The organism is Hydrocarboniphaga sp., assembly GCF_965279055.1.
Lineage (GTDB): Bacteria > Pseudomonadota > Gammaproteobacteria > Nevskiales > Nevskiaceae > Hydrocarboniphaga.
The window spans coordinates 464407-489920 of sequence record NZ_OZ257125.1; the positions used below are offsets into that span (position 1 = coordinate 464407).

Here is a 25514-nt window from a genome sequence, read left to right on the forward strand (position 1 = left end):
GAGGACATCATGGCGACGCCAGCCGCAGCCCATACCGATCATTCCCACGCACCGGATACCACCAAGTATTTCGTGCCTGAGCCTTCCGTCTGGCCGTTTTTGCTGACCGCCGCGCTGGTGGTTTGCATCATTGCCGGCTGGGGCTATCTGGAAGATCACAGCGTCGGTCCGATCCCGCCGATCGTGGGCGCGCTCGCCGCGTTCTACATCATCTATCGCTGGGTTCGCGGTGTATGCCAGGAGAGCGAAGGCGGCTTCTACAACGATCAGGTCGGCCGCACCTATCGCATGGGCATGGCCTGGTTCATTTTCTCCGAGGTGATGTTCTTTGCCGCGTTCTTCGGCGCGCTCTGGTACGCACGCGAAATGTCGATTCCGTGGCTGTCGGGTGAAGGCACCAAGCTGGCCACGCACCTGACCCTGTGGCCGGGCTTCGAAAACACCTGGCCGACCAACGGGCCGAAAGCTCTCGGCGGCAAGTTCGAAACCGTCGGCGCCTGGGGCCTGCCCTTCATCAACACCGTGCTGCTGCTGACGTCCGGCTTCACGCTCGAAGCCGCGCATCACGCGCTGAAGGAAAATCACCGAAAGATCTGCATCTTCTGGATGTGGGTGACGGTCGCGCTCGGTAGCCTGTTCCTGTACTTCCAGGCCACCGAGTACATGCACGCGTTCCACACGCTGAACCTGACGCTGCACAGCGGCGTCTATGGCTCGACCTTCTTCATGCTGACCGGCTTCCACGGTTTTCACGTGACGCTCGGCACCCTGATGCTGGCGATCATCGCGATCCGCCTGATGCTCGGCCATTTCAAGCCCGACAGCCACTTCGGCTTCGAAGGCGTGGCCTGGTACTGGCACTTCGTCGACGTGGTATGGATCGGCCTGTTCATCTTCGTCTACGTGGCCTGATGCCCTAGACGGTCAAAGAAAAAGGCCCGCTAGGCGGGCCTTTTTCTTGTTTGCGCTGTCTATGGAATCTGAAACCAAACCCCGTTCGTAGTGAGTACAAGCCGAAGGGCTCGTATCGAGGTACCCGGACCCTAATTTGAAGGGCGGTCCGCTCCCTCGATACGCGGTCTTCGCCCGCTACTCGGGACGAACGGGGGCGGGTGAAGTCTGAAACAAGCTACCCGCCCAACTGATGCGGCTTGATCCAGCCCATCAGGAAGGCGACGACCAGGAAGATCAGCAGTGCCAGCTGCAGGCCGACGCGCCAGCTCAGCGCCCAGAACGCGCGGCGCTTGCTGCTGGGATCGCGAACCACGAAGTAGCCGCCGGCGAACAACGCGACCAGGATGGCGATCAGGAACAGCGCGATGAACAGGTTGACGAGCATGCCGGTCCGTAAGATGAAAGCGGGTTTCGCGATACGCCATGTTAGGCCGCGCGGCTGAGCATGCGCTACCGCTTCAAGCCGCCGCTGTGGTCCTGGTTCGCGCTGTTTCCGGCGCTGGCGCTGTTGATCGTGCTCGGCAGCTGGCAGATGCAGCGCGGCTTCTACAAGACGCGGATGCAGGCGGTGATGGACGCCGCCGCCGCCGCGCCGACACAGCCGCTGACGCGCGCGACCGCTGCGGCCGACGAGTTCCAGGCGCCGCACCTGCAGGCGCGTGGCCATTACCTGGTCGAGCGCCAGCTGCTGCTCGACAACCAGGGCAACGACGGCCGCCCCGGCTACCACGTGTGGACGCCGCTGAAGCTGGCCGACGGCGCGCTGCTGATGGTGGATCGGGGCTGGGTCGCCGAGAATGGCGACCGCAGCCAGCTGCCGGCTACCGAGGTCGATGACGGTCCGCGCGATGTCGCCGGCCTATGGCGGCCGTTGCCGCAGCCGGGCATGCGACTGGCCGCGGACGCCTGCGCCGGCAAAAACTGGCCGCGCGTGGTGCAATATCCCGTCGTCGCCGATCTGCAATGCCTTTATGCGGATCTCGGCACCGCGCCGCTGGCCGGCGTGCTGCTGCTGGATCCGGCCGCCGCCGACGGCTACGTGCGCGACTGGCGCATCAACGCGGCGATTCCGCCGCAGCGGCATTACGCGTATGCGGCGCAGTGGTACGCGTTTGCCGCGACGCTGCTGTTTCTGTTTGTGAAGCTCAACCTGAGACGTGTCCGCTGATGAGTCCCGCAAGCCCTCCGATGAACCGCCCGCAAGGCCCTGGCCGTACCCAGTTGATCCTGCTCGCGGTGCTGTTCTTCACGCCGTTCATAGCCGCGTGGTTGCTGTACTTCCATTACCCGCATCTGCGTCCGACCGGCACCACCAACTACGGCGAGCTGGTGACGCCGCTGCGCGAGTTGCCGAAATGGACCTGGCTCAAGCCCGACGGCAGCGCGACGACCACCGAAGAACTGCGCAATAAGTGGACGCTGCTGCAGCTGGCGCCGGCCGACTGCGCCGCGGCCTGCGCCGAGCGCGTGCTGCTGAGCCGCCAGCTGCGCACCGCGCTCGCCGCGAACCGCGACCTGGTGCAGCGCGTGCTGCTGGTCGACGACGCAGCCGCGCTGGCCGTCCTGCAGCAGCGCTTCGGCGCCGAGCATCCCGACCTGCTGCTGCGCGCGCCGGCCGAGTCCGCTTCGGTCGGGTCGCGCTTCTTCGGCAGCACGGACCCTCAGGCGATCTATCTGATCGACCCCTTCGGCAATTACATGATGGTTTATGCCGACCACGGTACCCAGCAGGACTTCAAGGGCATGCAGAAGGATTTCAAACGGTTGTTGAAACAGGCGTCGAACTGACGCAGCCCCGGTCCCCACGGCGGCGCCCGCCGCGGCCGGCTAAAATGTCGGCCGCTGCCCCCGGGGCCGCTCCCCTTCGCTGTAGGCATCAACGATCCCCATGCTCTGGTTCCGCCGCCTCAATCTGGCCACCGTCGTCCTCTGCTTCGTCGTCATCGTGTTCGGCGCCTATGTGCGCCTCAGCGATGCCGGCCTCGGCTGCCCGGACTGGCCGGGCTGCTACGGCCATGTCGGCGTGCCCGAAGCCAGCCATGACGTCGCCAACGCGCAGGCCGCGTTCCCGGATCGTCCGGTGGAGACGCACAAGGCCTGGAAGGAAATGATTCACCGCTATCTCGCTTCCACCTTGGGCTTGCTGATCGTCGCGCTGGCGCTGTGGAGCACGCGGCTCAAGGGCGCGCGCAAAACGGTACGCGTGATGCCCTGGATTCTGGTCGGCCTGGTGATGTTCCAGGGCGCGCTCGGCATGTGGACGGTGACACTGTTGCTGAAGCCCCTGGTGGTGACCGGCCATCTGCTCGGCGGCCTGACCACCTTGTCGCTGCTGCTATGGCTATGGCTTTCGACCACGACGCCGGCGGCCGCGAACGCGCCGCGGCCGCTGCTGCGCTTCGCGACGTTCGCGCTGGTGACCCTCGCGCTGCAGATTTTTCTGGGCGGCTGGACCAGTACCAACTACGCGGCGCTGGCCTGTCCTGACTTGCCGACCTGCCAGGGCAAGTACATCCCCGAGACCGACTACCGGACCGCGTACACCTTGTGGCATGGCCTGGGCATCAACTACGAGCACGGCATTCTGGACGCGCGCGCGCGCGTCACCATCCATTGGACCCACCGGCTCGGCGCCGGCATCGTCAGCGTGACGATGCTGTTGCTGGCGGTGGTGCTGCTGCGGCTGCGCGCCTGGCGTGGCTACGGCTATGCGGTGCTCGGCGTGCTGGCGTTGCAGGTCGCGCTCGGCCTGGCGACGGTGTGGTGGCAGCTGCCGCTGGCGCTGGCCACCGCACACAACGCCGGCGCTGCGCTGTTCCTGATCTGCCTGCTGGTACTGAACCAGCGGCTGCGCTCGGCGCCGTCGATCTGAGCCGGGGATGAAAACGCTGGCCGCCGAATCGTCGTTGTTGAACGAGTACTACGAGCTGTGCAAGCCGCGCGTGGTCATGCTGATCGTGTTCACCGCGATCATCGGCATGTTCCTCGCGGTACCGCTGCTGCCGCCGCTGGCGGCGCTGGTCTGGGGCACGCTCGGCATCACGCTGCAGGCGGCCTCGGCGGCGGCGATCAACCAGATCATCGACCGCGGCATCGACGCCAACATGGCGCGCACCTGCGGCCGTCCACTGGTCACCGGCCGGCTCGGCATGACCGAGTCGATCGCGTTCGCGACCGTGATCGGTCTGGCCGGGTTCGTGGTGCTGTGGTTCCTGGTCAACCCGCTGACCGCGCTGCTGACGCAGTTCGCGCTGGTCGGCTATGCCGGCATCTACACCCTGTTCCTGAAGCGCGCCACGCCGCAGAACATCGTCATCGGCGGTGCGGCGGGTGCGGCGCCGCCGGTGCTCGGCTGGGTCGCCGCGACCGGCGAGGTGCACCCGCATTCGCTGATCCTGTTCCTGATCATCTTCATCTGGACGCCGCCGCATTTCTGGGCACTGGCGATCGAGCGCCGCGACGAATACGCCAAGGCCGGCGTGCCGATGCTGCCGGTCACGCACGGCATCGAATACACCAAGACCCAGGTGCTGCTGTACACCATCCTGCTGGTGCTGGTGACGACGCTGCCGGTGCTGATCGGCATGAGCGGCCTGATCTACCTGATCGGCTCGGTGGCGCTGAACTTCGTGTTCATGCGCTACGCGCTGCTGATGAAGTTCGCGCCGCGGCCGGGGCTGCCGATGAAGACCTTCGGCTACTCCATCGTCTACCTGATGGGCATCTTCACCGCGCTGCTGGCGGATCATTATCTGAGGGCGTTCATTTAGGGAACCTAACGGCGCGTGTCGTGCTTGCTAAGCTTTCGGTTCTCACTGAGCAGGCAAGGACGAAATGAGCGAGCAGCGTCTGCGTGTCGTCGTCGGCTGGCACATGCACCAGCCCGAGTACCGCGATCCGGCCAACGGCGTCTCGGCCTTGCCTTGGACTTATCTGCATGCCATCAAGGATTACTCCGACATGGCCGCGCACCTGGAGAACGATCCCGGCGCCAGGGCCGTGGTCAACTTCGCGCCGCTGCTGCTGGAGCAGATCGAAGGCCGTGCCGCGACCATCGCCGGCTTTGTTCAATCCGGCGAGCCGCTGTGCGAGCCGATACTCGAAGCGCTGGTCGCCGAGACTTATCCGCGTGACGCGGCTTCGAGGCTGGCGCTGATCGAAGCCGGCCTGCGTTCGCACCAGCAGCGGCTGATCGAGCGTTATCCGGCGTATCACCAGCTGTTCAGGATCGCCGAGCAGGCGCGCGTCGAGCCGGCGTTCGCCGAATATCTTTCCGATCAATACATCGCCGACACGCTGACCTGGCTGCACATCGCCTGGATGGGCGAGACGATACGGCGCAGCAATGACTTCGTGCAGCAGCTCGAAGTACAGGGCCGCAGCTTTACGCTGGCGCAGCGCCGCCAGTTGCTGGAGCTGATCGGCGAGATATGCAGCGGCATCATCCCGCGCTATCGCCAGCTCGCCGACAGGGGCCGCGTCGAGCTGACGATCACGCCTTACGGCCATCCCATCGTGCCGTTGATGCTCGACCTGAACTCGGCGAAGGAGGCGATGCCCGATGCGCCGCTGCCGGAATCGCCCGCTTATCCGGGTGGCGAAGCCCGCGCGCGCTGGCATTTCGAGCGCGGGCTCGCGGTATTCGAGCGCTGCTTCGGTTTTCGGCCGGTCGGCTGCTGGTGCTCGGAGGGTTCGATCAGCGAAGCCACGCTCGATCTGCTGCCGGACTTCGGCTTCCAGTGGACCGCCTCGGGCGCCAACGTGCTCGCGCACAGCGTGCGCGACGCTGGCGTTGCCTATCCGCCGAGTCGGCCGATCCACTTCGGCAAGCGCGAACTGTCCTGCCTGTTCCGCGACGACGAGCTGTCCGACGCGGTTGGCTTCCAGTACCAGACCTGGCATGCCGACGATGCAATCGACGATCTGGTCAAACGCCTGGAGAAACGCGCCGACGAGCAGGGCAGCGAAGGCCTGGTGCTGATCTATCTCGACGGCGAAAACGCCTGGGAGTTTTATCCGCATAACGCGTACTGGCTGCTGTCGACGCTGTATCGCCGCCTCGCCCATCATCCACGGCTCGAGCTGACCACGGTGCGCGATGCGCTCGCGCAAGGCGTCGCCTCGGCGACGCTGCCGCGACTCACCGCTGGTAGCTGGGTCTACGGCACGTTTTCGACCTGGATCGGCTCAGCCGACAAGAATCGCGGCTGGGACCTGCTGGTCGACGCGAAAAAGGCCTACGACTCGGTAACGGCGTCGACGCCGTTCAGCACCGAAGCGCGAGCCGCCATCGACAGGCAACTCGCGGTCTGCGAAGCCTCGGACTGGTTCTGGTGGCTGGGCGATTACAACCCCGGCCGCGCGGTCAGCGATTTCGAGTCGCTGTACCGGCTGCATTTGCGCCGGCTGTTCGAGATGCTCGGTCTGCCGCCGCCGCAGACGCTGGCTGCGGTGCTGAGCCAGGGCCAGGGCGACCCGGCCGCCGGCGGCACGATGCGCGCGAATACCTGAGTTCCGCATGACGACCACACCCGCGAAAAAATTGACCGCAAAAGAAGCGATGCTCGGCCAGCGCCGCGCCGGCGTGCTCGCGCACATCACGTCCTTGCCAGGGCCGCTGGGCAACGGCGACTTCAGCCACGATGCCTATCGCTTCGTCGAGTTCTGCGCGGCCAGCGGTTTTTCGATCTGGCAGGTGTTGCCTCTGAATCCGACGCATGCCGACGGCTCGCCTTACTTCAGCCTGTCGGCCAACGCCGGCAATCCGCTGCTGATCAGCCTGGACTGGCTGGTCGATCGCGGCTGGCTCGGTGGCGTCGACCCGAGCATCACCGCGGCCGAGGCACCGGCGTATCGGCAGGCCAGCCTGCGCATCGCCTACAAGAGTTTCGCCGTCGATGCGGACGCGGCGTGGAAGAAGCGGCACAAGACCTTCTGCGAGCGCAATGCCGCCTGGCTCGACGATTACGCGGCGTTCACCGCGTTCAATGCGCTGCACGATGGCGCGGCCTGGACCGACTGGTCGCCGGTGCTGCGCGATCGCAGTGGCGCGGCTTACGAACAGGCATTGGCCGACCATGCCGACGCGATGAATCAGGTGCGCTTCGAACAGTTCGTGTTCTTCGCGCAGTGGAACGATCTGCGCGCCTACGCGCACCGCAACGGCGTGTACCTTTTCGGCGACCTGCCGATTTTCGTCGCGCATCACAGCGCCGACGTGTGGAGCCATCGCGGCCTGTGGCAGCTGGATCGCGCCGGCCAGCCGACCGTCGTCGCTGGCGTGCCGCCGGATTATTTCTCCGAAACCGGGCAGGTCTGGGGCAACCCGCTGTATCGCTGGGCTGCGCATCGCAAGGATGATTTCGCGTGGTGGCTGACGCGGCTGAAAACGCAGCGCGAGTTGTTCGACCTGCTGCGCATCGATCACTTCCGCGGGCTCGAAGCCTGCTGGGAAATCCAGGCCGGCGAAACCACCGCAATCGACGGCAAATGGGTCAAGACACCGGGCGACGAACTGCTCAGCGCGGTGCAGCTGCATCTCGGCGATCTGCCGCTGGTGGCGGAAGATCTCGGTGAAATCACGCCCGAAGTCGAGGCGCTGCGCAAGCAGTTCGCAATGCCGGGCATGCGCGTGATGCAGTTCGGTTTCGGCGGCGGCCCGGACAACCTGCATCTGCCGCACAACTTCGCCACCGACTTCGTCGCCTACACCGGCACGCACGACAACGCAGTGACGCTCGAATGGTACGAGGCGCTGACGGCGGCCGAGAAGGACGAGGTCGCGCGCTATCTGCCGACGAGTCGCGTCGACATGCCGGACGCGATGATCGAAGCAGTCTACGCCTCGGTCGCGCGGCTCGCGGTGATTCCGATGCAGGACGTGCTCGCGCTCGGTGAAGGCAATCGCATGAACACACCGGGCACGATGGGCGAGGAGAACTGGCGCTGGCGTTTCGAGTGGTCGCAGCTGAAGGACGCGCGCAAGGCGGATTTGAAGGAGCTGGCGCGGCTCTACAACCGGTTGTGATTCCCGACTGTAGGAGCGGATCCTATCCGCGACTCACACTTGGCAGGTCAGAGTCGCGGATAGGATCCGCTCCTACAGGTTCAGCAACAAAAAAGCCCTCCACGATTTTCATCGGGAGGGCTTCTTTACGTCAGCGCCAGCGTTAAGCCGGAATCGCCTCGATCGCCTTGCGCAGCTTCTTCATCGCCGCCGATTCGATCTGGCGGATGCGCTCGGCGGAGACGCCGTACTCGTCTGCCAGTTCCTGCAGGCCGGCCTTGGCGCCATCCTCGGACAGCCAGCGGCGCGCCAGGATCGTGCGGGCGCGGTCGTCGAGCGCGGCCAGCGCGTTCTTCATCGTCGTCTCGCGCTGCTCGTGCCAGCCGGCGTCCTCGATTTCGGCGTAACCGCCGTCCTCGACCGCCAGATAATCTTCCGGCACGTAGGAGCCTTCCTCGCTGCTGTCGTCGGAGGTGGCGCTGAAGCTCATGTCGTGGCCGCCGAGGCGCGATTCCATCTGCAGCACTTCTTCCGGCTTTACCTTGAGGTCACGCGCGATGGTCTCGACTTCGGCCTTCGACATCCAGCCCAGGCGCGTCTTCTGCGAGCGCAGGTTGAAGAACAGCTTGCGCTGCGCCTTGGTCGTGGCGATCTTGACGATGCGCCAGTTCTTCAGCACGAACTCGTGGATTTCGGCCTTGATCCAGTGCACCGCGAAGCTGATCAGGCGCACGCCCACGTCCGGGTCGAAGCGCTTGACCGCCTTCATCAGGCCAACGTTGCCCTCCTGGATCAGGTCGGCCAGCTGCAGGCCGTAACCCATGTAACCGCGGGCGATATGGACGACGAAGCGCAGGTTGGACAGCACCAGCTGCTGCGCCGAGCCCAGATCCTGCTCGTCGTGCAGTTTGCGGGCGAGCCGCGTCTCTTCCGCCGGATCGAGCAGCGGAATGCGGCTAACCGATTGAATATAGGCTTCAACGCTGCCGGACAGGGGCGACAGCGCTGCCTGCGGGCGCAGCTTCAGGGCAGTGGTTGTCGTGGTCGTCATGGCGGTAATCCCCTTTGGCCTTGCGGCTCATTCTACGACTGGCGGCAAGAATGCTGGCAGTCGCATAAGTAGAGTGCTAAGCCTACGCCGAGTTCCCCCAAATGCACTTTGGAATTACTAAAGCCGGCGATTGATGGAATCAATCGACCGGTCAATCGGCACGGCGTCGCCTCAATCCGGCCCGAGACCGACGCGGACCACACCGTCGGCTCCCACCCAGGCCCTATACATCAGGTGCGAGTTGAACGGCAGTTCCACGTTGCCGTCCCGGTCGATGGCGATCAGGCCGCCGCGGCCGTTCTGTTCCCTTACGTCATCAAGTGCGGCCTGTGCCGCGCTTTTCAAGTCCTGGCCGGCGTAGCTGATGCGGGCATGGATCTGGAAGCCGGCGGCGGCGCGGATGAAGCATTCGCCGGTGCCGGTGCAGCTGACCGCAGCGCTGCGGTCGTCGGCATAGGTGCCGGCACCGAGGATAGGCGAGTCGCCGACCCGGCCCGGGCGCTTGTTGGTCAGGCCGCCGGTGCTGGTGGCGGCGGCGAGATGGCCTTGCGCATCGCGCGCCACCGCGCCGACGGTGCCGAAGGCGGCGTCGTGGTCGAGCACGATGCTGCCGGTCTTGCGCGCCTGCTCCAGCTGGCGCACGCGCTCGGCAATCACGAAGAAGCCCGGCTCGACTTCCGGCAGGCCGAGTTCGCGGCCGACCGCCTCGGCACCGGGGCCGGCGAACAGCACGTGCGGGCTGCGTTCCATGACCGCGCGCGCCAGCTTTACCGGCGAGCGCGTGCGGCTGACGCCGCTGACGCCGCCGCCGGCGCGGCTGCTGCCGTCCATGATCGCCGCGTCGAGTTCCGGCACGCCGTCGGCGTTGAGTACCGCGCCGATGCCGGCGTTGAACAGCGGGCAGTCTTCCAGCAGCTCGACCACGCGCTCGACCACGTCGACCGCGCTGCGCCCCTGTTTGAGCCAATCCAGGCCCTCGGCGGCGATGCGCGCCAGCGCCTCGCGGTGTTCGGGTTGGTCGGTAGGCGCGCCGGGAGCGGGGTCGCCGGCACCGCCGTGGAGAGCGAGTCGGATCATGGGAATGGAAAGCGGGGGATTGACGGTCACTTTAACGCAGGCGCTGCCGCCGAACCTGTAGGAGCGGATCCTATCCGCGACTGTGCTCTGCCAGGTTCGAGTCGCGGATAGGATCCGCTCCTACAGGTTCCCGAAACACGGTAATGGCAAACTGCAGCCCGCCATCACCACGGAGTTCATGGATGAGTTCACCGATGAAGCTGCCGGCCGCCGTGCAGCAGCATCTGTACCCCGATGCCGACACCGGCGCCCAGGCGCTGGCCGATGCCGTCGCCGGCCTGTTGCGCGAGGCGCTCTCGGCACGGCCGCAGGCTTCGCTGATGCTGTCTGGTGGCAAGAGCCCGATTCCGTTCTTCCAGAAGCTGTCGCGGCTGAAGCTGGACTGGTCGCGCGTCGTCGTCGGCATGGTCGACGACCGCTGGGTGGCGCCGGATCACGCCGACAGCAACGAGCGCCTGCTGCGCGAGCATCTGCTGAAGAACGAAGCAGCCGGCGCCAGGCTGGTGCCGCTGAAGAACGCGCACGCCGAACCCGAGCAGGGCGTTGCCGAAGCGGAAGCCGCCGTTGCCGCGATTCCGCGGCCGTTCGACGCGCTGGTGCTCGGCGTCGGCGACGACGGCCACACTGCCTCGCTGTTCCCCTGCGCCGACGAGACAGCTGCAGCCATGGTGTCGACGCAGCTGGTCGCGGCGACGCGGCCACAGACCGCGCCGCACGCGCGCATCACACTGACCTTCCCGGCGATCCTGACCGCGCGAGCGATTTTTGTCGCGATCAATGGCGACTCCAAGCGCGCGGTGATCGAGCGCGCGGTCGCGGTGCAGCCGCCGCTGCCGATCGGCGAAGTGCTGCTGAACAGCACGGCGCCGGTGCACGTCTATTGGTCGCCTTGAGCGGCGAGCAGAACCCAACAAGGAATTTGCATGCGTCGTAACCGTAACGCCAAGATCGTTGCCACGCTGGGCCCGGCGAGCACCAGCCGCGAAGTCATCGAGGCGCTGTTTCGCGCCGGCGCCGACGTGTTCCGGCTGAACTTCAGCCACGGCGCGCACGAGGATCATCGCGCGCGCTTCGACACGATCCGCGAAATCGAAAAGGACCTCGGCCGGCCGATCGGCATCCTGATGGATCTGCAGGGGCCGAAACTGCGCATTGGCACGTTCAAGGACGGCCCGGTGAATCTGCTCGCCGGTGCCGCGTTCCGGCTCGACCTGGATCGCGACGTTCCCGGCGACATCAACCGCGTCGCGCTGCCGCATCCGGAGATTTTCGCGGCGCTGCAGGAAGGCACCGATCTGCTGCTCGACGACGGCCGCATTCGCCTGCGCGTCGAGCGCTTCACCGATCGCTATGCGGAGACGCGCGTGCTGACCGGCGGCAAGCTGTCCGAGCGCAAGGGCGTCAACGTGCCCGGCGTGACCTTGCCGATTTCCGCACTGACCGAGAAGGATCGCCGCGATCTGGATTTCGGCCTGGAAATCGGCGTCGACTGGATCGCATTGAGCTTCGTGCAGCGGCCCGAAGACATCGAGGAAGTGAAGCTGATCGTGCAGGGTCGCGCCGGCATCGTCGCCAAGCTGGAGAAGCCGGCGGCGATCAGTCATCTCGACGCGATCGTCGCAGCAAGCGACGCGGTGATGGTCGCGCGCGGCGATCTCGGCGTCGAGATGCCGGCCGAACAGGTGCCGGCGATCCAGAAGCGCATCGTCCGCAGCTGCCGGCGCATCGGCAAGCCGGTGATCGTGGCCACGCAGATGCTGGAGTCGATGATCACCGCGCCGGTGCCGACGCGCGCCGAAGCCAGCGACGTCGCCACCGCGATTTACGACGGCGCCGACGCGGTGATGCTGTCGGCCGAATCCGCGGCCGGGCAGTATCCGATCGAAGCGGTGAGGATGATGGACCGCATCATCGACCAGACCGAGGGCGACCCGTACTACCGCGACATGATGGAAGCCTCGGAGACGCCGCCGCAGGCCGATATCGCCGGCGCGATCGGCTACGCGGTGCATCGCGTCGCCGGGCTGCTCAAAGTCGCGGCGATCGTGGCTTACACCAACTCCGGCTCGTCGGCGCTGCGCGTCGCGCGGGAGCGGCCGCGGGCGCCGATCATCGGCATGACGCCGGAAGCCGGCACCGCGCATCGCCTGACGCTGGTCTGGGGCGTACATTCGGTGATGACCGCCGACGTCGGCAGCGTCACCGAGATGACCAACTTCGCCACCTGGGCTGCTTGCGAAGAAGGCTTCGCGCGAACCGGCCAGACCATCGTCATCACCGCTGGCCTGCCGTTCGGCGCGGCAGGCACGACCAATCTGTTGCGTGTTGCGCAGATCGGTGGAGAGGCCAAACCCTAGTGTCCCGTAATCATCATCAAGGACCCAACAGATGATCGTCCGCCGGCGCATGCACTGGGTGCGCATGTTGTTCGTATGGCGCGGCTCGGTGGTCTACACGATCCTGCCGCAGCTCGGCATCGCCACCGCGATCGCCGTGGCCGTCACGCTGACGCAGGGTCATGTGTTCGGGCTCAAGATCGGCTTGACGGCGGTGCCGTTCACCTTGCTCGGCATTACGCTGGCGATCTTCCTGGGCTTTCGCAACACCGTCAGCTACGAGCGTTACTGGGAGGCGCGCAAGCTCTGGGGCAGCGTGCTCAACGAGAGCCGCAGCGCGACGCGGCAGAGCCTGAGCCTGTGTGATGCGGATGCCGGCGCGCAGCGCGAATTCGTGTATGGCCTGATCGCGTTCGTGCACGCCTTGCGCCACCAGCTACGTGGAACCGAATCGTCGCAGCAGACTGCGGGCCTGCTGCCGCCGGACTGGCAGCAGCGTGTTGCCGGCTCACGTTTTCCGCCGGCGATGGTCCTGCTGTGCCTGGGTGAACGCATCGCCGCCTGGCGCAGGCGCGGCGAGCTGAGCGATATCGCGGCCGTCGCTATCGATCGCAGTCTCGGCCGTCTCGGTGACGCGCTGGGCGGCTGCGAGCGCATCGCCAGTACGCCGATCCCGTTTTCCTACTCGGTGCTGTTGCATCGCACGATTTATCTCTACGCGTTCCTGTTGCCTTTCGGCCTGGTCGATCTGATCGGCGACATGACGCCGCTGGTGGTGCTGTTCGTTTCGTACACCTTCTTCGCGCTCGATGCGCTGGCGGAAGAGATCCAGGAGCCGTTCGGTCTGGAGCCCAACGACCTGGCGCTGGACGCGATCAGCCTGACGGTCGAAACCGCCTTGCGCGAAATGCTCGGCGAAACCTCGCTGCCACCGGCCGCGCAACCGCTGAATTTCGTACTGAGCTGACGCAGTCCATCACCCGGAACAACAAGCATGGATCTCGGAATCAGAGGAAAAACCGCGCTGGTATGCGGCGCCAGCCGCGGACTCGGCTACGGCTGTGCGGAGGCGCTCGCGGCCGAAGGCGTCCAGCTGGTGATGCTGGCGCGCAGCGCCGAATCCCTGGAGGCGGCCGCCGAGCGGATTCGCGGCGCCAGCGGCGTTTCGGTGCGCGCCGTGGCCTGCGACGTCACCACCGCGCAGGGCCGTGCGGCGGCGCTGGCGGCCTGCGCTGCGCCCGACATTCTGGTGACCAATGCGGCCGGGCCGCCGCCGGGCGACTTCCGCCAGTTTTCCCACGAGGACTGGCAGCAGGCGGTGGAGAACAACATGCTGGCGCCGATCGCACTGATCCGCGCCGTGATCGACGGCATGATCGCGCGCGGCTTTGGCCGCATCGTCAACATCACCAGCTCGGCGGTGAAAGCGCCGATCGGCAACCTGAGCTTGTCCAATGGCGCGCGAGCCGGACTCACGGGCGCGGTGTCGGCGTTGGCGCGCCAGGTCGCCGCGAATAACGTGACCATCAACAGTCTGCTGCCTGGCTTGTTCGAAACCGACCGGATGAAAGCGCTGGTGCAGACGCGCGCCACCGCTGCCGGTGTCAGCGCCGATGAAATCCGGCAACGCCAGCTGCAGACCATTCCCGCCGGCCGCTATGGCAACAGCCGGGAATTCGGCGCCGCCTGCGCGTATCTGTGCAGCGAGCAGGCGAGCTACATCACCGCGCAGAACTGGTTGCTGGACGGCGGTGCCTACGGCGGTGTCCTGTAATGAGCGGCGGGCAGCCCAATAACCCGCTGCATGGCGTCTCGCTCGAGGCCGCGCTGACGGAGCTGGTGGCGTACTACGGCTGGGACGGCCTGAGCAAACGCATCAGCATCAACTGCTTCAAGAACGACCCGTCGGTGAAATCGAGCCTGAAGTTCCTGCGCAAAACCCCCTGGGCGCGGGAGCAGCTGGAGCAGCTGTACATCGCGATGCGCAGCTGAGCCCATCGGCGCGCGTCCCAAATAAAAAAAGCCCAATGAGCGGACTCATTGAGCTTTTTCATGAACGCATCCACCAAATATTGGTGGGCCCGGAGAGATTCGAACTCCCGACCACCTGGTTCGTAGCCAGGTACTCTATCCAGCTGAGCTACGGGCCCGCAAAAACTTTGCAGGTACTGCAACAAACTCTACAAGAAAGCCGCTTCTTGCTGCCAATGCAAACTGGCGGAGAGAGAGGGATTCGAACCCTCGATAAGGCTATAAACCCTATACGCCCTTAGCAGGGGCGCGCCTTCGTCCACTCGGCCATCTCTCCGAATGCCGAGGGGCTATGCGGCTGCCACCGGCGAGGGCGCGCATTGTAGCGACCCCGGCCCGGCCGGACAAGCACTTACTGAGGATTTTCGAAGATCGTCGGAAGCACGACCCGGCTTGCGGGTCATGCGTCAGCGAGCGCGCCGCAAAACCCGTGTGCTAGCCGTTGACGACGGCCGGCAGATCGTCGTTTTCGCGGCGGATGCGCTCGAAAATTTCTTCGCGATGCACCGGCGTGTCTTTCGGGGCCTTGATGCCCACGCGCACCTGGTTGCCTTTCACGCCGAGGACCGTGACGGCCACGTTGTCACCGATCATCACCGTTTCACCGACCCGCCTGGTCAAAATCAACATGTCTGCTCTCCAGCATCCGTACTTAAGTTTCCGTTGGCGATGTCAGCTTCACCAGAATGCGCAACAAACTATTGCATTGTTGCGCGTCCCAGTGTAGGCGCTCAAGCCTTGGCCTGATCCAGCTCAAACGCCCGGTGCAAAGTCCGTACCGCCAGCTCTAGATACTTGTCCTCTATAACGACCGAAATCTTGATCTCTGAAGTCGAGATCATCTTGATGTTGATGCCCTCGGCCGCCAAGGCCTTGAACATCCGGCTGGCGATGCCGGCGTGACTGCGCATGCCGACGCCGACCAGCGACACCTTGACGATATCGGTTGCCGTGCGCACGCCCTTGGCGCCCAGTTCCAGCGCCAGCGAGCGGACCACGTCGCTCGCGCGGTCGTAGTCGTTTTTGTGTACGGTGAAAGTGAAGTCGGTGGATGCATCGGCGCCGACGTTCTGCACGATCATGTCGACTTCGATATTGGCGTCGCCGACCGGCCCCAGGATCGCCGCGGCGATGCCCGGGCGGTCGGGCACGCCGGCGATGGTGAGCTGGGCTTCGTCGCGGTTGAAGGCGATACCTGAGATGAGTGCGTCTTCCACGTTCCCTCCGGGGGAATCTTCCTCTAGCGTGATCAGGGTGCCCGGGCCGTCGACGAAGGTCGAGACGACGCGCAGCGGGACTTTGTACTTGCCGGCGAACTCCACCGAGCGGATCTGCAGCACCTTGGAACCGAGGCTGGCCATTTCCAGCATCTCCTCGAAGGTGATCTTGTCCAGGCGACGGGCCTTGGGCTCGACCCGCGGGTCGGTGGTGTAGACGCCGTCGACGTCGGTGTAGATCTGGCATTCGTCGGCTTTGAGCGCCGCGGCCAGCGCAACGCCGGTGGTGTCCGAGCCGCCGCGGCCGAGCGTGGTCACGGCACCGGTGTCGTCGATGCCCTGGAAGCCGGCGACCACCGGCGTAATGCCGGCGTCGAGGTCGGCCATCAGGCGCTCGGAGTCGATGCCGGCAATGCGCGCCTTCATGTGCGCGCTGTCGGTGCGCAGCGCGACCTGCCAGCCGGTGTAGGACTTGGCGGGCACGCCGGCCTTGATCAGCGCCAGCGCGAGCAGGCCGATCGTCACCTGCTCGCCGGTGGACGCAATCTGGTCGAACTCGCGTTCGCTGCCGCGCGGATCAATCGACTTGGCCAGCTTGAGCAGGCGGTCGGTCTCGCCGGACATCGCCGACACGACGACGACGATGCGGTGACCTTTCGCGCGCCAGCTGGCGACTTTGCTCGCGACATGCTCGATGCGCTCGACCGAGCCCATCGAGGTGCCGCCGTACTTCTGGACGATCAGTGCCATGACGTTCTGCTTTGGTTCCTCATCTGTGGTGATTCCCTCCCCCGCGAGCGGGGGAGGGCTAGGGTGGGGGCGAGACGACGCGGCGCGGCGCTTTATCGTCGCGCCCCCATCCCGGCCTTCCCCCGCGAGCGGGGGAAGGAGAAAGCGCTGTCAGTTCCCGAGCTTGCCGGCCACCCAGGTTTCGACGCTGGCCAGCGCCGTGTCGAGATGCTCGGGCTGGGTGCCGCCGGCCTGCGCCATGTCCGGGCGGCCGCCGCCCTTGCCGCCAACCTGTTGCGCGACCAGGTTCACCAGCTCGCCGGCTTTCACCTTTGAAATGAGATCGGCGGTGACGCCGGCGATCAGGCTGACCTTGCCGGCCGCGCCCGCACCGAGCACGACGATGCCGGAGCCGAGCTTGTTCTTCAGCTGATCGAGCAGCGTGCGCAGATCGTTGCCTTCGACGCCGTCGAGCTTGGCGACCAGAAGCTTGGTGCCGGCGATGTCTTTCGCCTGCGACACCAGGTCGGAGCCGGCGGCCGAAGCGAGCTTGCCCTTCAGCGCGCCGAGTTCTTTTTCGAGCTGCCGGCTGCGATCGAGCAGCTGCTCGATCTTGTCGGCGAGGTCATCGCGGCCGGCGCGCAGCAGATCGGCCGCCTGCTTGAACTTGGTTTCCAGGCCGCCGACGTAGTTCAGCGCGTTCTCGCCGGTGATCGCCTCCAGGCGGCGCACGCCGGCGGCAACGCCGCTCTCGCTGGTGATCTTGAACAGGCCGATGTCGCCAGTGCGCGTCACATGCGTGCCGCCGCACAGCTCGGTGCTGTAATCGCCCATGGCCAGCACGCGTACTTCGTCGCCGTATTTCTCGCCGAACAGCGCCATCGCGCCGGACTCGATTGCCGCGTCGTAGCTCATCAAGGTCGCGCCGACCGGCACGTTGGCCAGCACGGCGCGATTCACGCGCAGCTCGATCTGCCTGATCTCGTCAGGCGTAATGGCCGCGCCATGGCTGAAGTCGAAACGCGTGCGCGTCTCGTCGACCAGCGAGCCTTTCTGCGCGACGTGTTCGCCGAGCACTTCGCGCAGCGCACGGTGCAAAAGGTGGGTTGCCGAGTGATTGCGCTGCGTTGCCGCACGCAGCGCTTCATCGACCGCGGCGCTGACCACGGCGCCGGTGGTCAGCGAGCCGCTGACCAGCTTGCCGCGATGGCCATAGCCGCCGGAGCCGACCTTGATCGTGTCGAGCACCTGAAAGCGCGCATCGCCGGCCGACAGCGCGCCGCGATCGCCGACCTGGCCGCCGCCTTCGGCATAAAACGGCGTGTGATCGAGCACGATCACGGCTTCTTCGCCAGCGCTCAACGACGCGACCGGCTTGCCATCGCGATAGATCGCACTGATCTTCGACTGCTCATGCGTCAGCGCGTCGTAGCCATGGAACACGCTGGCTTGGCCTTCGTGCTTCAGGTCATCGCCGCCGGCGAACTTGCTGGCCGCGCGTGCGCGCGTGCGCTGCGCTTCCATCTCCTTTTCGTAGCCGGCTTCGTCCAGCGCCAGCTCGCGCTCGCGCGCGATGTCGGCGGTCAGGTCGAACGGGAAGCCGTAGGTGTCGTAGAGCTTGAACACCACGTCGCCCGGGATCGTCTTGCTGCCGCCGAGTTTGGCGATCGCGTCCTCGAGCAGCTTCATGCCCTTGTCGAGCGTGATCGCGAAGCTCTCTTCCTCGCCCTTGATGGTTTTTTCCAGCAACGCCTGCTTGCTGCGCAGCTCCGGATAGGCCTCGCCCATGACCTCGGCCAGCGGCGCGACGAGTTTGAAAAAGAACGGCTCGTTCAGGCCGAGCTTGTAGCCGTGACGGATCGCGCGGCGCATGATCCGGCGCAGCACGTAGCCGCGGCCTTCGTTGGACGGCAGCACGCCGTCGCAGATCAAAAAGCTGGTCGCACGAATGTGATCGGCGATGACTTTCAGCGAAGCGGATGAATTCGGATCGACCTTGGCCAGCTTCGCAATTGCCGCGATCAGCGTCTTGAAGATGTCGATGTCGTAGTTGTTGTGCACGCCCTGCATCAGCGCGGCGATGCGCTCCAGGCCCATGCCGGTGTCGACGCTCGGTGCCGGCAGCGGCGTCAGCGTGCCGTCCTTGGCGCGGTCGAACTGCATGAACACCACGTTCCAGATTTCGATCCAGCGATCGCCGTCTTCCTCGGGCGAACCCGGCATGCCACCCCAGATGCCCTTGCTGCCGTCCGGATCGTGGTCGTAGAAGATTTCGGTGCAGGGGCCGCAGGGGCCGGTGTCGCCCATGCTCCAGAAATTGTCGGAGGCGTAGGGCGCCCCCTTGTTGTCGCCGATGCGGATGATGCGCTCGGCCGGTACGCCGATCTGCTGGTTCCAGATTTCGTAGGCTTCGTCGTCGCTCTGGTAGACCGTCACGCACAGCCGCTTCGGGTCGATCGCCAGCCAGTCCTTGCCGGTGATGAAGTTCCAGGCGAAGTGGATCGCATCCTTCTTGAAGTAGTCGCCGAAGCTGAAGTTGCCCAGCATCTCGAAGAAGGTGTGGTGGCGCGCGGTGTAGCCGACGTTCTCCAGATCGTTGTGCTTGCCGCCGGCACGCACGCAACGCTGCGAACTCGCGGCACGTACATACGGGCGCTTGTCGCGGCCGGTGAACACGTCCTTGAACTGGACCATGCCGGCGTTGGTGAACAGCAAAGTCGGGTCGTTGCCCGGCACCAGCGGTGACGAGGGCACCACGGTGTGGCCTTGTTGGGCGAAGAACGCCAGGAACTTGGCGCGCAGTTCGTTGCTGTTCACGGTGACCCGAGCCCGAAAGAAAAGGGCCGCATCATAGCAAAAAGCCAGCTCTGGCTAGGTTTTAGCCGCGATCGCCGGCTATTCCTCGTCCTCGTGCTTCAGCAGCTTGCTGATCAAGGCGCCGTCGAAGCCCTTGCCCATCAGGTAGCGGTACTGCTTCTGCCGCTCGCTCGCGTCGGCCGCCGGTTTGCGGAAGTGCCGTTGCCAGACGCGCCGGATCACCTCGTCCCAGTCGACTTCGGCGGCGTCCATCGCCGCCCGGATCGCCTCCGAGCCGATGCCGGCGACGCGCATCTCGGCCTCGATGCGCTGCGGCCCGTGGCCCTGGCCGACGCGCGAGCGCACCAGCATTTCGGCGTAGCGCTCGTCGCTCTGCCAGCCGGATTCGGCGAGGCCGTCGACGATCTCGCCGGCGGCCTCGCCCTCGACGCCGCGCGCGCGCAGCTTGGACTTGAGCTCGCGCGCGGAATGCTCGCGCCGTCCGAGCAGGCGCAGCGCGGTTTCGCGCGCCTGTGCCGGTTCCAGCGGGTCCTTGTCTCGACGATGCATGCGCCGATCTTGCCACCGCGGCCGATCCGGCGCGCGGCGAAGGCCCGGCAAAGGCCGGATATACTCGATCACGAGCTTTTTCCTAAGGGCTGATCGCCAATGGTCGACGTCGTCGTATTCGGTGCGCTGGCGGCCTCCGAGGTCGCGACGGTCTATCTCGAAGCGCACTCCGAACACCGCGTCGTCGGCTACACCGTGGATGCGGCCTATCGCCGCGGCGACGAGTTCCTGGGCCGGCCGCTGGTGGACTGGGAAACGCTGGAGCAGCATTACCCGCCGGATCAGGTGCGCCTGTTCGGGCCGATCAGCTACCGGCGCCTGAACCAGCTGCGCCGCGACCGCTACTACGAGGGCAAGGCGCGCGGCTACGGCTTCATCAGCTTCGTCCACCCCAGCGTCGAAACCCTGGGCGTGCAGATCGGCGACAACTGCTTCATCTGCGGCGGCGTGCTGATCGAGCCCTGCACGCGCATCGGCGACAACGTGATGATCTGGAGCAGGGCCCACATTGGCCACCACGCGGTGATCGGCGATCACTGCTTCATCGGGCCGGACGTCGGCATCGGCGGCTTCTGCAAGATCGGCGAGCTGAGCTTCTTCGGCCCCAAGGCCGACGTGATGCCCGGTGTCAGCGTCGGCCGCAGCTGCTTCTTCGGCGCGCGCGCCGCGATCCGCGAAAACGCCGCCGACGGCAGCGTCTTCCCCGGTGGCGACGTCACGCCCAAGGCCGCCTACGGCAGCGATCGCCTGGTGCGGCATGTCTGAACTCGAGCCGCTGTCCGGCGCCGCGGCGCTGGTCAAGGCCGACGCGCTGCTCGGCGAAGGCCGGATCAAGGCCGCGCTGCGCGCGCTCGAAGCCTCGGGCTGCGAGCAGGGCCTGCTCGGCAGCAGCCTGCAGAAGGCGCTGCGCGCCAGCCGGCTCGAAGCCAAGGGCCAGGGCGCGCAGGCGCTGGAGCTGTTCAGCGAACTCGGTCGCTCGGCGCTGCCGCTGCCGGGCATGCTGCGTGCGGCGGCGCGTTTTTTTCAGGCGCGCGGCGACACCGAGCAGGCGCTGGCCTGCCTCGGTCGCGCCCAGCTCTGGGGCCACGATTTCTTCGGCGACCTGCGCGAGCCGCGCAGTGCCGGCCCCGGTGCATTGCAGGCGCTGAAGGCGCGCTTCGACGCGGCGCCGGAATTCGATCAGCGCTGGCCGTACCGGATCAAGCAGGCCTTGCTTTCGACCTTGAGCAGCGAGGACGCCGCCGCCACTTACGCGGTGCTGTTCGCCGACACCGGCGTCGAGCTGGCGCGCCTGCCGCTGATCGGGCTGCGCGACTACGCGATGCAACGCGGCGTGGCATATCACGAGTTCGTACCCGCCACGACGATCCAGGTGCCGATGCCGCAGCTCGTCGGCCAGCCGGCCGCCGCCAGCGTGGCTGTGCCCGGCCGCGCGCTGTTTCACGCGCTGCTGAGCGACGCGATCGTGACCGCGCGCTCGAGCCTGCTGCAGGTCGACGGCGCGGTGCTGTGCGACTACCAGGCCGGTGAACTGGAGACGATCCCGATCGAGTGGAGCCGCGATCCGCTGGCACTCGACGTCGCCGACGGGCAGATCGGCATCGCGCGTCTCGGCGGCGCGCCGCAGACGTTGGCCGAGGCGATCAACCTGGTCGGCCGCACCTCGCTGGCGTTCGGGCACTGGATCGGCGAGTACCTGCCCAAGCTGCTGGCGCTGCAGCAGGCCGGCATCGCCGCCGACGTGCCGGTGCTGATCGATGCCGGCATGCCGGCCACGCATCGCCAGGCGGTCGAACATATCGTCGGCGCCCGGCCGGTGATCGAGCTGGCCGCGCTGAGTTCGCTGCGCGTCGCGCGGCTGTGGGTCGTGTCCACGCCGACGTATGCGCCGCTGTTTCCGCTGCTGACGCCGGGCGGCTCGATCCCGATCGCGCATCTGTGCCCGCATCCCGGCTGGCTGGTCGACATCACCGCGCGCATGCCGCCGCCGCAGCGTGCCGCCCGTGACGATCGCCGCCGGCTGTATCTGGCGCGGCGGCCGCAGCGTCACCGGCGCCTCGACAATCACCAGGAGATCGAGGCGCTGTGCCATCGCCACGGCTTTGCGACGGTGTATCTCGAGGAACATGACTTCGACGAGCAGCTGGCGTTTGTCACGCATGCCAGCCACGTCGTTGGCCCGGCGGGTTCGGCGCTGTGGTTCGCGTTCGCTTTCGGCAACCCGGCGCTGCGCTCGCTGACCTTGCATCCGGCCGATCTGGAAGAAACGCCGTCGCTGACTGCCGGCGCGATCGCGCGCGGCCAGCAGCCGCTGGTGATGCTCGGCGACAATGTCGGCGATGCCGCCGACATCCGTGGCAATGCCGACTTTCGCGTCGACGCCGCCGAGGTCGCCGCGGTGCTCGCGCAATGGGGCTTGCAACAAGGAGGCGGCGATGGCGGTTGATCCGGGCAAGGTCGACGGGCGCCTCGCGCCGCAGCAGTTCGCCGGGCTGACCTACGATCGCTTTCGCGAAATGGCGCAGGACGCGCAGCTGTCGGCCAGCGAAAAGATCGGCTATCCCGACGAATTCCGCGACGGCTACGAGCCGGCGATCCTGGCCGACTTTGTCGCCAAGCTGCCGGCACTGTCGCGGCCCGGCGCGACGGTGCTCGACATCGGCTGCGGCTGCGGCGAGCTGACGCGCATGCTGATCGCGCACTGCCGGGCGCTACAGCAGCGCCTGCTGCTGGTGGATTCCGCCGAGATGCTGCAGCAGTTGCCCGACGACGGCGGCGCGCTGCGCATCGCCGGGCGCTTTCCCGAGCAGGTCATCGAGCCGCTGCGCGCACAAGTCGGCGCGGGGGCGGACGTGATCATCTGCTACGGCGTGCTTCACGTCGCGTTCCAGGACGCCAATCCGTTCCGCCTGCTCGACGAGGCGATGGCGCTGCTCGCGCCGGGGGGCGCGCTGCTGCTCGGCGATATCGCCAATGCATCCAAGCTGCGCCGCTTTCTGGCCAGCGACGCCGGCCGCGCATTCCACAAGGCTTATATGCGCACTGAGCAGGAGCCCGAGCTGCCGGCGTTCGCGGCGGCCGGCGATCGCATCGACGACGCGGTGATGCTGGGTCTGGTTCAGCGCGCGCGCAACGCCGGCTTCGATGCCTACGTGCTACCGCAGCCGGCGGTTTTGCCGCTGTCGAATCGCCGCGAGGACCTGCTGATTGCCCGGCCCTGAGGCGAGCGCCGCCGACATCGTGCTGGAGCCGTATCGCGAAGCGCATATGGCGCAGTGGAACGCCTTCGTCGCCGCCAGCCGCAACGGCACGTTCCTGTTCGACCGCGGCTTCATGGATTATCACGCGGCGCGTTTCATCGAGGCCTCGCTGATCGCGCGCCGCGGCGGCCGCATCGTCGCGCTGCTGCCGGCGCACCGCAGCGGCGCCGATCTGCTCAGCCACGGCGGCCTGACTTACGGCGGCTTCATCGTCGGTGCCGACAGCGGCGCCGCGCAGATGCAGGCGCTGTTCGGCGCGCTGCTGCAATACGCCGCGAGCCAGCGCATCGCGCGCGTGCTCTACAAGACCGTGCCGGCGATGTATCACCGCCTGCCCAGCGAAGACGATCGCTACGCGCTGTTCCGCTGCGGCGCGAGTTTGTGGAAACGCGATCTGCTGTCGGTGATCGCGCCCGGCGAGACCGCGCAGCGCAGCGCGCAACGCCAGCGCATGCTCAAGCGCAGCGCCGACGATGCCGATCTGCGCATCGTCGAAGATGCTGGCTGGTCCGCATTCTGGCCGCTGTTGGAACAGGTGCTGTCCGAGCGCCACGGCCAGAAGCCGGTGCACAGCCTGCAGGAGATCGAGCGCCTGGCGGCGCGCTTTCCGCAGCAGGTCCGGCTGATCACCGCGCAATATCAGGGGCAGGTCAGTGCCGGCGTCGTGCTGTTCGAGACCGATCGCGTGTCGCACGCACAGTATTTTGCCGCCGACGCGCAGGCGCGCCGGCTCGGCCTGCTGGATCGCGTCGTCGATGTCGCCATTGCGGCGGCGCAGGCCTCGGGCCGCTGGTTTGATTTCGGCATTTCCACCGAGGACGGCGGCCAGCATTTGAACGAAGGACTGCTGCGCTGGAAAGAAGGCTTCGGCGCGCGCAGCCTGGTGCATGATGCCTACCTGCTGTCCGTGCCGGACCGCGCCGTTTCCGGCGTTTGAGGAGAACCGCTGTGGCGAGTGTCGATGACTGCCGTCTGCTGGACATTCGCACGGTGTTCGATCATCGCGGCACGATCGCGATCGTCGAGAACGAAATCGACATCGGCTTCGAGATCAAGCGCGTCTACTGGACGTTCGACATTCCGTCGCAGGCCGTGCGCGCCGGCCACGCGCATCGCTCGCTGCAGCAGTTGTATGTCGCGGTGTCCGGCTCGTTCGAAGTGCAGCTCGACGACGGTGTGCGCCAGAGCAGCGTGCGCCTGTACCGGCCTGACCAGGGCCTGCTGCTGGTGCCGGGCATCTGGCGCGAGATTTCGCATTTCTCGTCCAACGCCTGCCTGCTGGTGATGGCTTCCGCGCTGTACGACGAGGCCGACTACATTCGCGAGCATCGCGATTTTCTGGCTGAAAACGCGGCGTTGCGCTGATGTCGCCGGTGCGCGTTCCGTTCCTCGACCTGCAGGCCGCGACCGCCGAGCTGCGGCCGCAGCTCGACCAGGCCTGGGCGCGCGTACTCGATACCGGCTGGTACATCGGCGGCGGCGAAGTCGCAGCCTTCGAGCAGGAGTTCGCGGCCTCGGTCGGCGCGCCGTTCGCGGTCGGTGTCGGCAACGGCCTCGACGCGATCGCGTTCGCGCTGCAGGCGCTGGGCGTGGTCGCCGGCGACGAAGTGATCGTGCCGGCGCATACCTTCATCGCCACCTGGCTGGCGGTGCGCATGCTCGGCGCGATTCCGGTCGCGGCCGAGCCCGAAGCCGGGCGTTTCAATATTTCGGCGCGTACGATCGAGCCTTTGATCAACGCGCGCACGCGCGCGGTGATCGCGGTGCATCTGTACGGCGAGCCGGTCGAGATCGAGCCGGTCGCCGAACTGTGTCGGCTGCACCAGCTGGCACTGATCGAAGACGCGGCGCAGGCGCATGGCGCGCTGCGCAACTCGCGCGCCGTCGGCACGCTCGGCGACGCGGCCGCCTTCAGCCTGTATCCGACCAAGAATCTTGGCGCGCTCGGCGACGCCGGCGTGCTGACGGTTGCCAGCGAGAGTCTGCGCGACCAGCTGCTGCGGCTGCGCAACTACGGTTCGCTGCACAAGTACGAGCACGACATCGAGGGACGCAATTCGCGGCTGGACAGCCTGCAGGCCGCGCTGCTGCGCGTGAAGCTGCCGGTGCTGGCGCAATGGAACCAGCGTCGCCGCGACATCGCCGCGTTGTACCAGGCGCAGCTGCGCGGCATCGACGGCCTGAGCCTGCCGCAGAGCTTGCCCGGCAACGAGCCGGCCTGGCATCTGTATGCGGTCAGGACGCCGAAGCGCGAGGCGCTGGCTCGCTTTCTGGCCGCGCGAGGCATCGAGACGATGCGCCATTATCCGAAGCCGGTGTACCGCACGCCGCCGTTCGCGGCCTGCGGTCCGTCGCAGGTCACCGAAAGCGATCGCATCGCCGACGAGCAGCTGAGCCTGCCGATCGGGCCGCATCTGAGTGCGGCGCAGGCGGGCGAGGTGATAGTCGCGGTGCATGACTTTTTCAAACGTTAGGAACGCCACGCCA

At 66.4% G+C, this 25514-nt stretch carries 25 protein-coding genes and 2 tRNA genes; 18 read left to right on the forward strand and 9 right to left on the reverse strand.

Features of this window, described 5'->3' with window-relative positions; all coding sequences use genetic code 11:
- Positions 1-9 precede the first annotated feature (9 nt).
- Entirely contained in the window at positions 10-912 is a 903-nt protein-coding gene (locus ACQZF9_RS02205) for a cytochrome c oxidase subunit 3 (RefSeq protein ID WP_428311645.1), read from the forward strand.
- A 217-nt stretch (positions 913-1129) separates the two neighbouring features.
- Here the strand turns inward: ACQZF9_RS02205 and ACQZF9_RS02210 are convergent, their stop codons facing one another.
- The gene (locus ACQZF9_RS02210) at positions 1130-1339 is read right to left on the reverse strand and encodes a DUF2909 domain-containing protein (RefSeq protein WP_428311646.1); all 210 of its coding nucleotides are present in this window, start codon (positions 1337-1339) and stop codon (positions 1130-1132) included.
- Positions 1340-1399: 60 nt separating this feature from the next.
- Between ACQZF9_RS02210 and ACQZF9_RS02215 the strand changes: the two genes are divergently transcribed.
- From ACQZF9_RS02215 to malQ, 6 genes are all read left to right on the forward strand, one after another.
- Complete coding sequence (locus ACQZF9_RS02215) at positions 1400-2122, forward strand: SURF1 family protein (protein WP_428311647.1); 723 nt, start codon at positions 1400-1402, stop codon at positions 2120-2122.
- 20 nt (positions 2123-2142) lie between these two features.
- On the forward strand, positions 2143-2742 hold the full coding sequence (locus tag ACQZF9_RS02220; RefSeq protein WP_428311648.1) for a hypothetical protein: 600 nt from the start codon (positions 2143-2145) through the stop codon (positions 2740-2742).
- A 100-nt stretch (positions 2743-2842) separates the two neighbouring features.
- Positions 2843-3826 carry a COX15/CtaA family protein gene (locus tag ACQZF9_RS02225; protein WP_428311649.1) on the forward strand — a complete coding sequence of 328 codons (984 nt, stop codon included), beginning with the start codon at positions 2843-2845 and terminating at the stop codon, positions 3824-3826.
- A 7-nt stretch (positions 3827-3833) separates the two neighbouring features.
- Entirely contained in the window at positions 3834-4724 is an 891-nt protein-coding gene (cyoE, locus tag ACQZF9_RS02230) for a heme o synthase (RefSeq protein ID WP_428311650.1), read from the forward strand.
- Between the two features lie 64 nt (positions 4725-4788).
- Positions 4789-6465, forward strand: a complete 1677-nt coding sequence (locus ACQZF9_RS02235; protein WP_428311651.1) for a glycoside hydrolase — start codon at positions 4789-4791, stop codon at positions 6463-6465.
- A 7-nt stretch (positions 6466-6472) separates the two neighbouring features.
- Entirely contained in the window at positions 6473-7981 is a 1509-nt protein-coding gene (gene malQ, locus ACQZF9_RS02240) for a 4-alpha-glucanotransferase (protein ID WP_428311652.1), read from the forward strand.
- A gap of 142 nt (positions 7982-8123) precedes the next feature.
- Here malQ and rpoH read toward each other — a convergent pair whose 3' ends face one another.
- The gene (rpoH, locus tag ACQZF9_RS02245) at positions 8124-9011 is read right to left on the reverse strand and encodes an RNA polymerase sigma factor RpoH (RefSeq protein ID WP_428311653.1); all 888 of its coding nucleotides are present in this window, start codon (positions 9009-9011) and stop codon (positions 8124-8126) included.
- A gap of 171 nt (positions 9012-9182) precedes the next feature.
- Positions 9183-10088 carry an isoaspartyl peptidase/L-asparaginase family protein gene (locus ACQZF9_RS02250; protein WP_428311654.1) on the reverse strand — a complete coding sequence of 302 codons (906 nt, stop codon included), beginning with the start codon at positions 10086-10088 and terminating at the stop codon, positions 9183-9185.
- A 182-nt stretch (positions 10089-10270) separates the two neighbouring features.
- On the opposite strand from ACQZF9_RS02250, the gene pgl reads away from it, so the two are divergent.
- The 5 genes from pgl to ACQZF9_RS02275 are packed head-to-tail and all read left to right on the forward strand — an operon-like array spanning position 10271 to position 14416.
- On the forward strand, positions 10271-10981 hold the full coding sequence (gene pgl, locus ACQZF9_RS02255; RefSeq protein ID WP_428311655.1) for a 6-phosphogluconolactonase: 711 nt from the start codon (positions 10271-10273) through the stop codon (positions 10979-10981).
- Between the two features lie 30 nt (positions 10982-11011).
- Positions 11012-12445 (forward strand): pyruvate kinase, encoded by a 1434-nt coding sequence (pyk, locus tag ACQZF9_RS02260; RefSeq protein WP_428311656.1) that lies wholly within the window; start codon positions 11012-11014, stop codon positions 12443-12445.
- A gap of 31 nt (positions 12446-12476) precedes the next feature.
- Positions 12477-13391 (forward strand): bestrophin family protein, encoded by a 915-nt coding sequence (locus tag ACQZF9_RS02265; protein ID WP_428311657.1) that lies wholly within the window; start codon positions 12477-12479, stop codon positions 13389-13391.
- Between the two features lie 27 nt (positions 13392-13418).
- Positions 13419-14198 carry an SDR family oxidoreductase gene (locus tag ACQZF9_RS02270; protein WP_428311658.1) on the forward strand — a complete coding sequence of 260 codons (780 nt, stop codon included), beginning with the start codon at positions 13419-13421 and terminating at the stop codon, positions 14196-14198.
- A complete protein-coding gene (locus ACQZF9_RS02275; protein WP_428311659.1) occupies positions 14198-14416 on the forward strand; it encodes a VF530 family DNA-binding protein in 219 nt (72 codons plus the stop codon). The genes ACQZF9_RS02270 and ACQZF9_RS02275 overlap by 1 nt, the downstream gene beginning before the upstream one ends.
- 81 nt (positions 14417-14497) lie before the next feature.
- On the opposite strand, the gene ACQZF9_RS02280 is transcribed toward ACQZF9_RS02275, so the two are convergent.
- From ACQZF9_RS02280 to ACQZF9_RS02305, 6 genes are all read right to left on the reverse strand, one after another.
- Positions 14498-14574, reverse strand: a tRNA-Arg gene (locus ACQZF9_RS02280).
- A gap of 65 nt (positions 14575-14639) precedes the next feature.
- A tRNA-Ser gene (locus tag ACQZF9_RS02285) sits at positions 14640-14732 on the reverse strand.
- A gap of 158 nt (positions 14733-14890) precedes the next feature.
- A complete protein-coding gene (gene csrA / locus ACQZF9_RS02290) occupies positions 14891-15085 on the reverse strand; it encodes a carbon storage regulator CsrA (protein WP_428311660.1) in 195 nt (64 codons plus the stop codon).
- 101 nt (positions 15086-15186) lie between these two features.
- On the reverse strand, positions 15187-16422 hold the full coding sequence (locus ACQZF9_RS02295; protein WP_428311661.1) for an aspartate kinase: 1236 nt from the start codon (positions 16420-16422) through the stop codon (positions 15187-15189).
- A 150-nt stretch (positions 16423-16572) separates the two neighbouring features.
- Positions 16573-19218, reverse strand: a complete 2646-nt coding sequence (gene alaS, locus ACQZF9_RS02300; protein ID WP_428311662.1) for an alanine--tRNA ligase — start codon at positions 19216-19218, stop codon at positions 16573-16575.
- Between the two features lie 78 nt (positions 19219-19296).
- Complete coding sequence (locus ACQZF9_RS02305) at positions 19297-19767, reverse strand: regulatory protein RecX (RefSeq protein WP_428311663.1); 471 nt, start codon at positions 19765-19767, stop codon at positions 19297-19299.
- Between the two features lie 99 nt (positions 19768-19866).
- Here ACQZF9_RS02305 and ACQZF9_RS02310 point away from each other — a divergent pair, with 99 nt between their 5' ends.
- Genes ACQZF9_RS02310 through ACQZF9_RS02335 form a run of 6 tightly spaced genes read left to right on the forward strand, consistent with a single transcriptional unit; the run spans position 19867 to position 25501 of the window.
- Positions 19867-20532 carry an acetyltransferase gene (locus ACQZF9_RS02310; RefSeq protein ID WP_428311664.1) on the forward strand — a complete coding sequence of 222 codons (666 nt, stop codon included), beginning with the start codon at positions 19867-19869 and terminating at the stop codon, positions 20530-20532.
- On the forward strand, positions 20525-22213 hold the full coding sequence (locus ACQZF9_RS02315) for a glycosyltransferase family 61 protein (RefSeq protein WP_428311665.1): 1689 nt from the start codon (positions 20525-20527) through the stop codon (positions 22211-22213). Before ACQZF9_RS02310 ends, ACQZF9_RS02315 begins: the two co-directional genes overlap by 8 nt.
- A complete protein-coding gene (locus ACQZF9_RS02320) occupies positions 22203-22988 on the forward strand; it encodes a methyltransferase domain-containing protein (RefSeq protein WP_428311666.1) in 786 nt (261 codons plus the stop codon). Before ACQZF9_RS02315 ends, ACQZF9_RS02320 begins: the two co-directional genes overlap by 11 nt.
- Positions 22975-23964 (forward strand): GNAT family N-acetyltransferase, encoded by a 990-nt coding sequence (locus ACQZF9_RS02325; protein ID WP_428311667.1) that lies wholly within the window; start codon positions 22975-22977, stop codon positions 23962-23964. Before ACQZF9_RS02320 ends, ACQZF9_RS02325 begins: the two co-directional genes overlap by 14 nt.
- Positions 23965-23975: 11 nt before the next feature.
- Positions 23976-24392, forward strand: a complete 417-nt coding sequence (locus tag ACQZF9_RS02330; RefSeq protein ID WP_428311668.1) for a sugar 3,4-ketoisomerase — start codon at positions 23976-23978, stop codon at positions 24390-24392.
- Positions 24392-25501, forward strand: a complete 1110-nt coding sequence (locus ACQZF9_RS02335) for a DegT/DnrJ/EryC1/StrS family aminotransferase (RefSeq protein ID WP_428311669.1) — start codon at positions 24392-24394, stop codon at positions 25499-25501. Before ACQZF9_RS02330 ends, ACQZF9_RS02335 begins: the two co-directional genes overlap by 1 nt.
- Positions 25502-25514 lie beyond the last annotated feature (13 nt).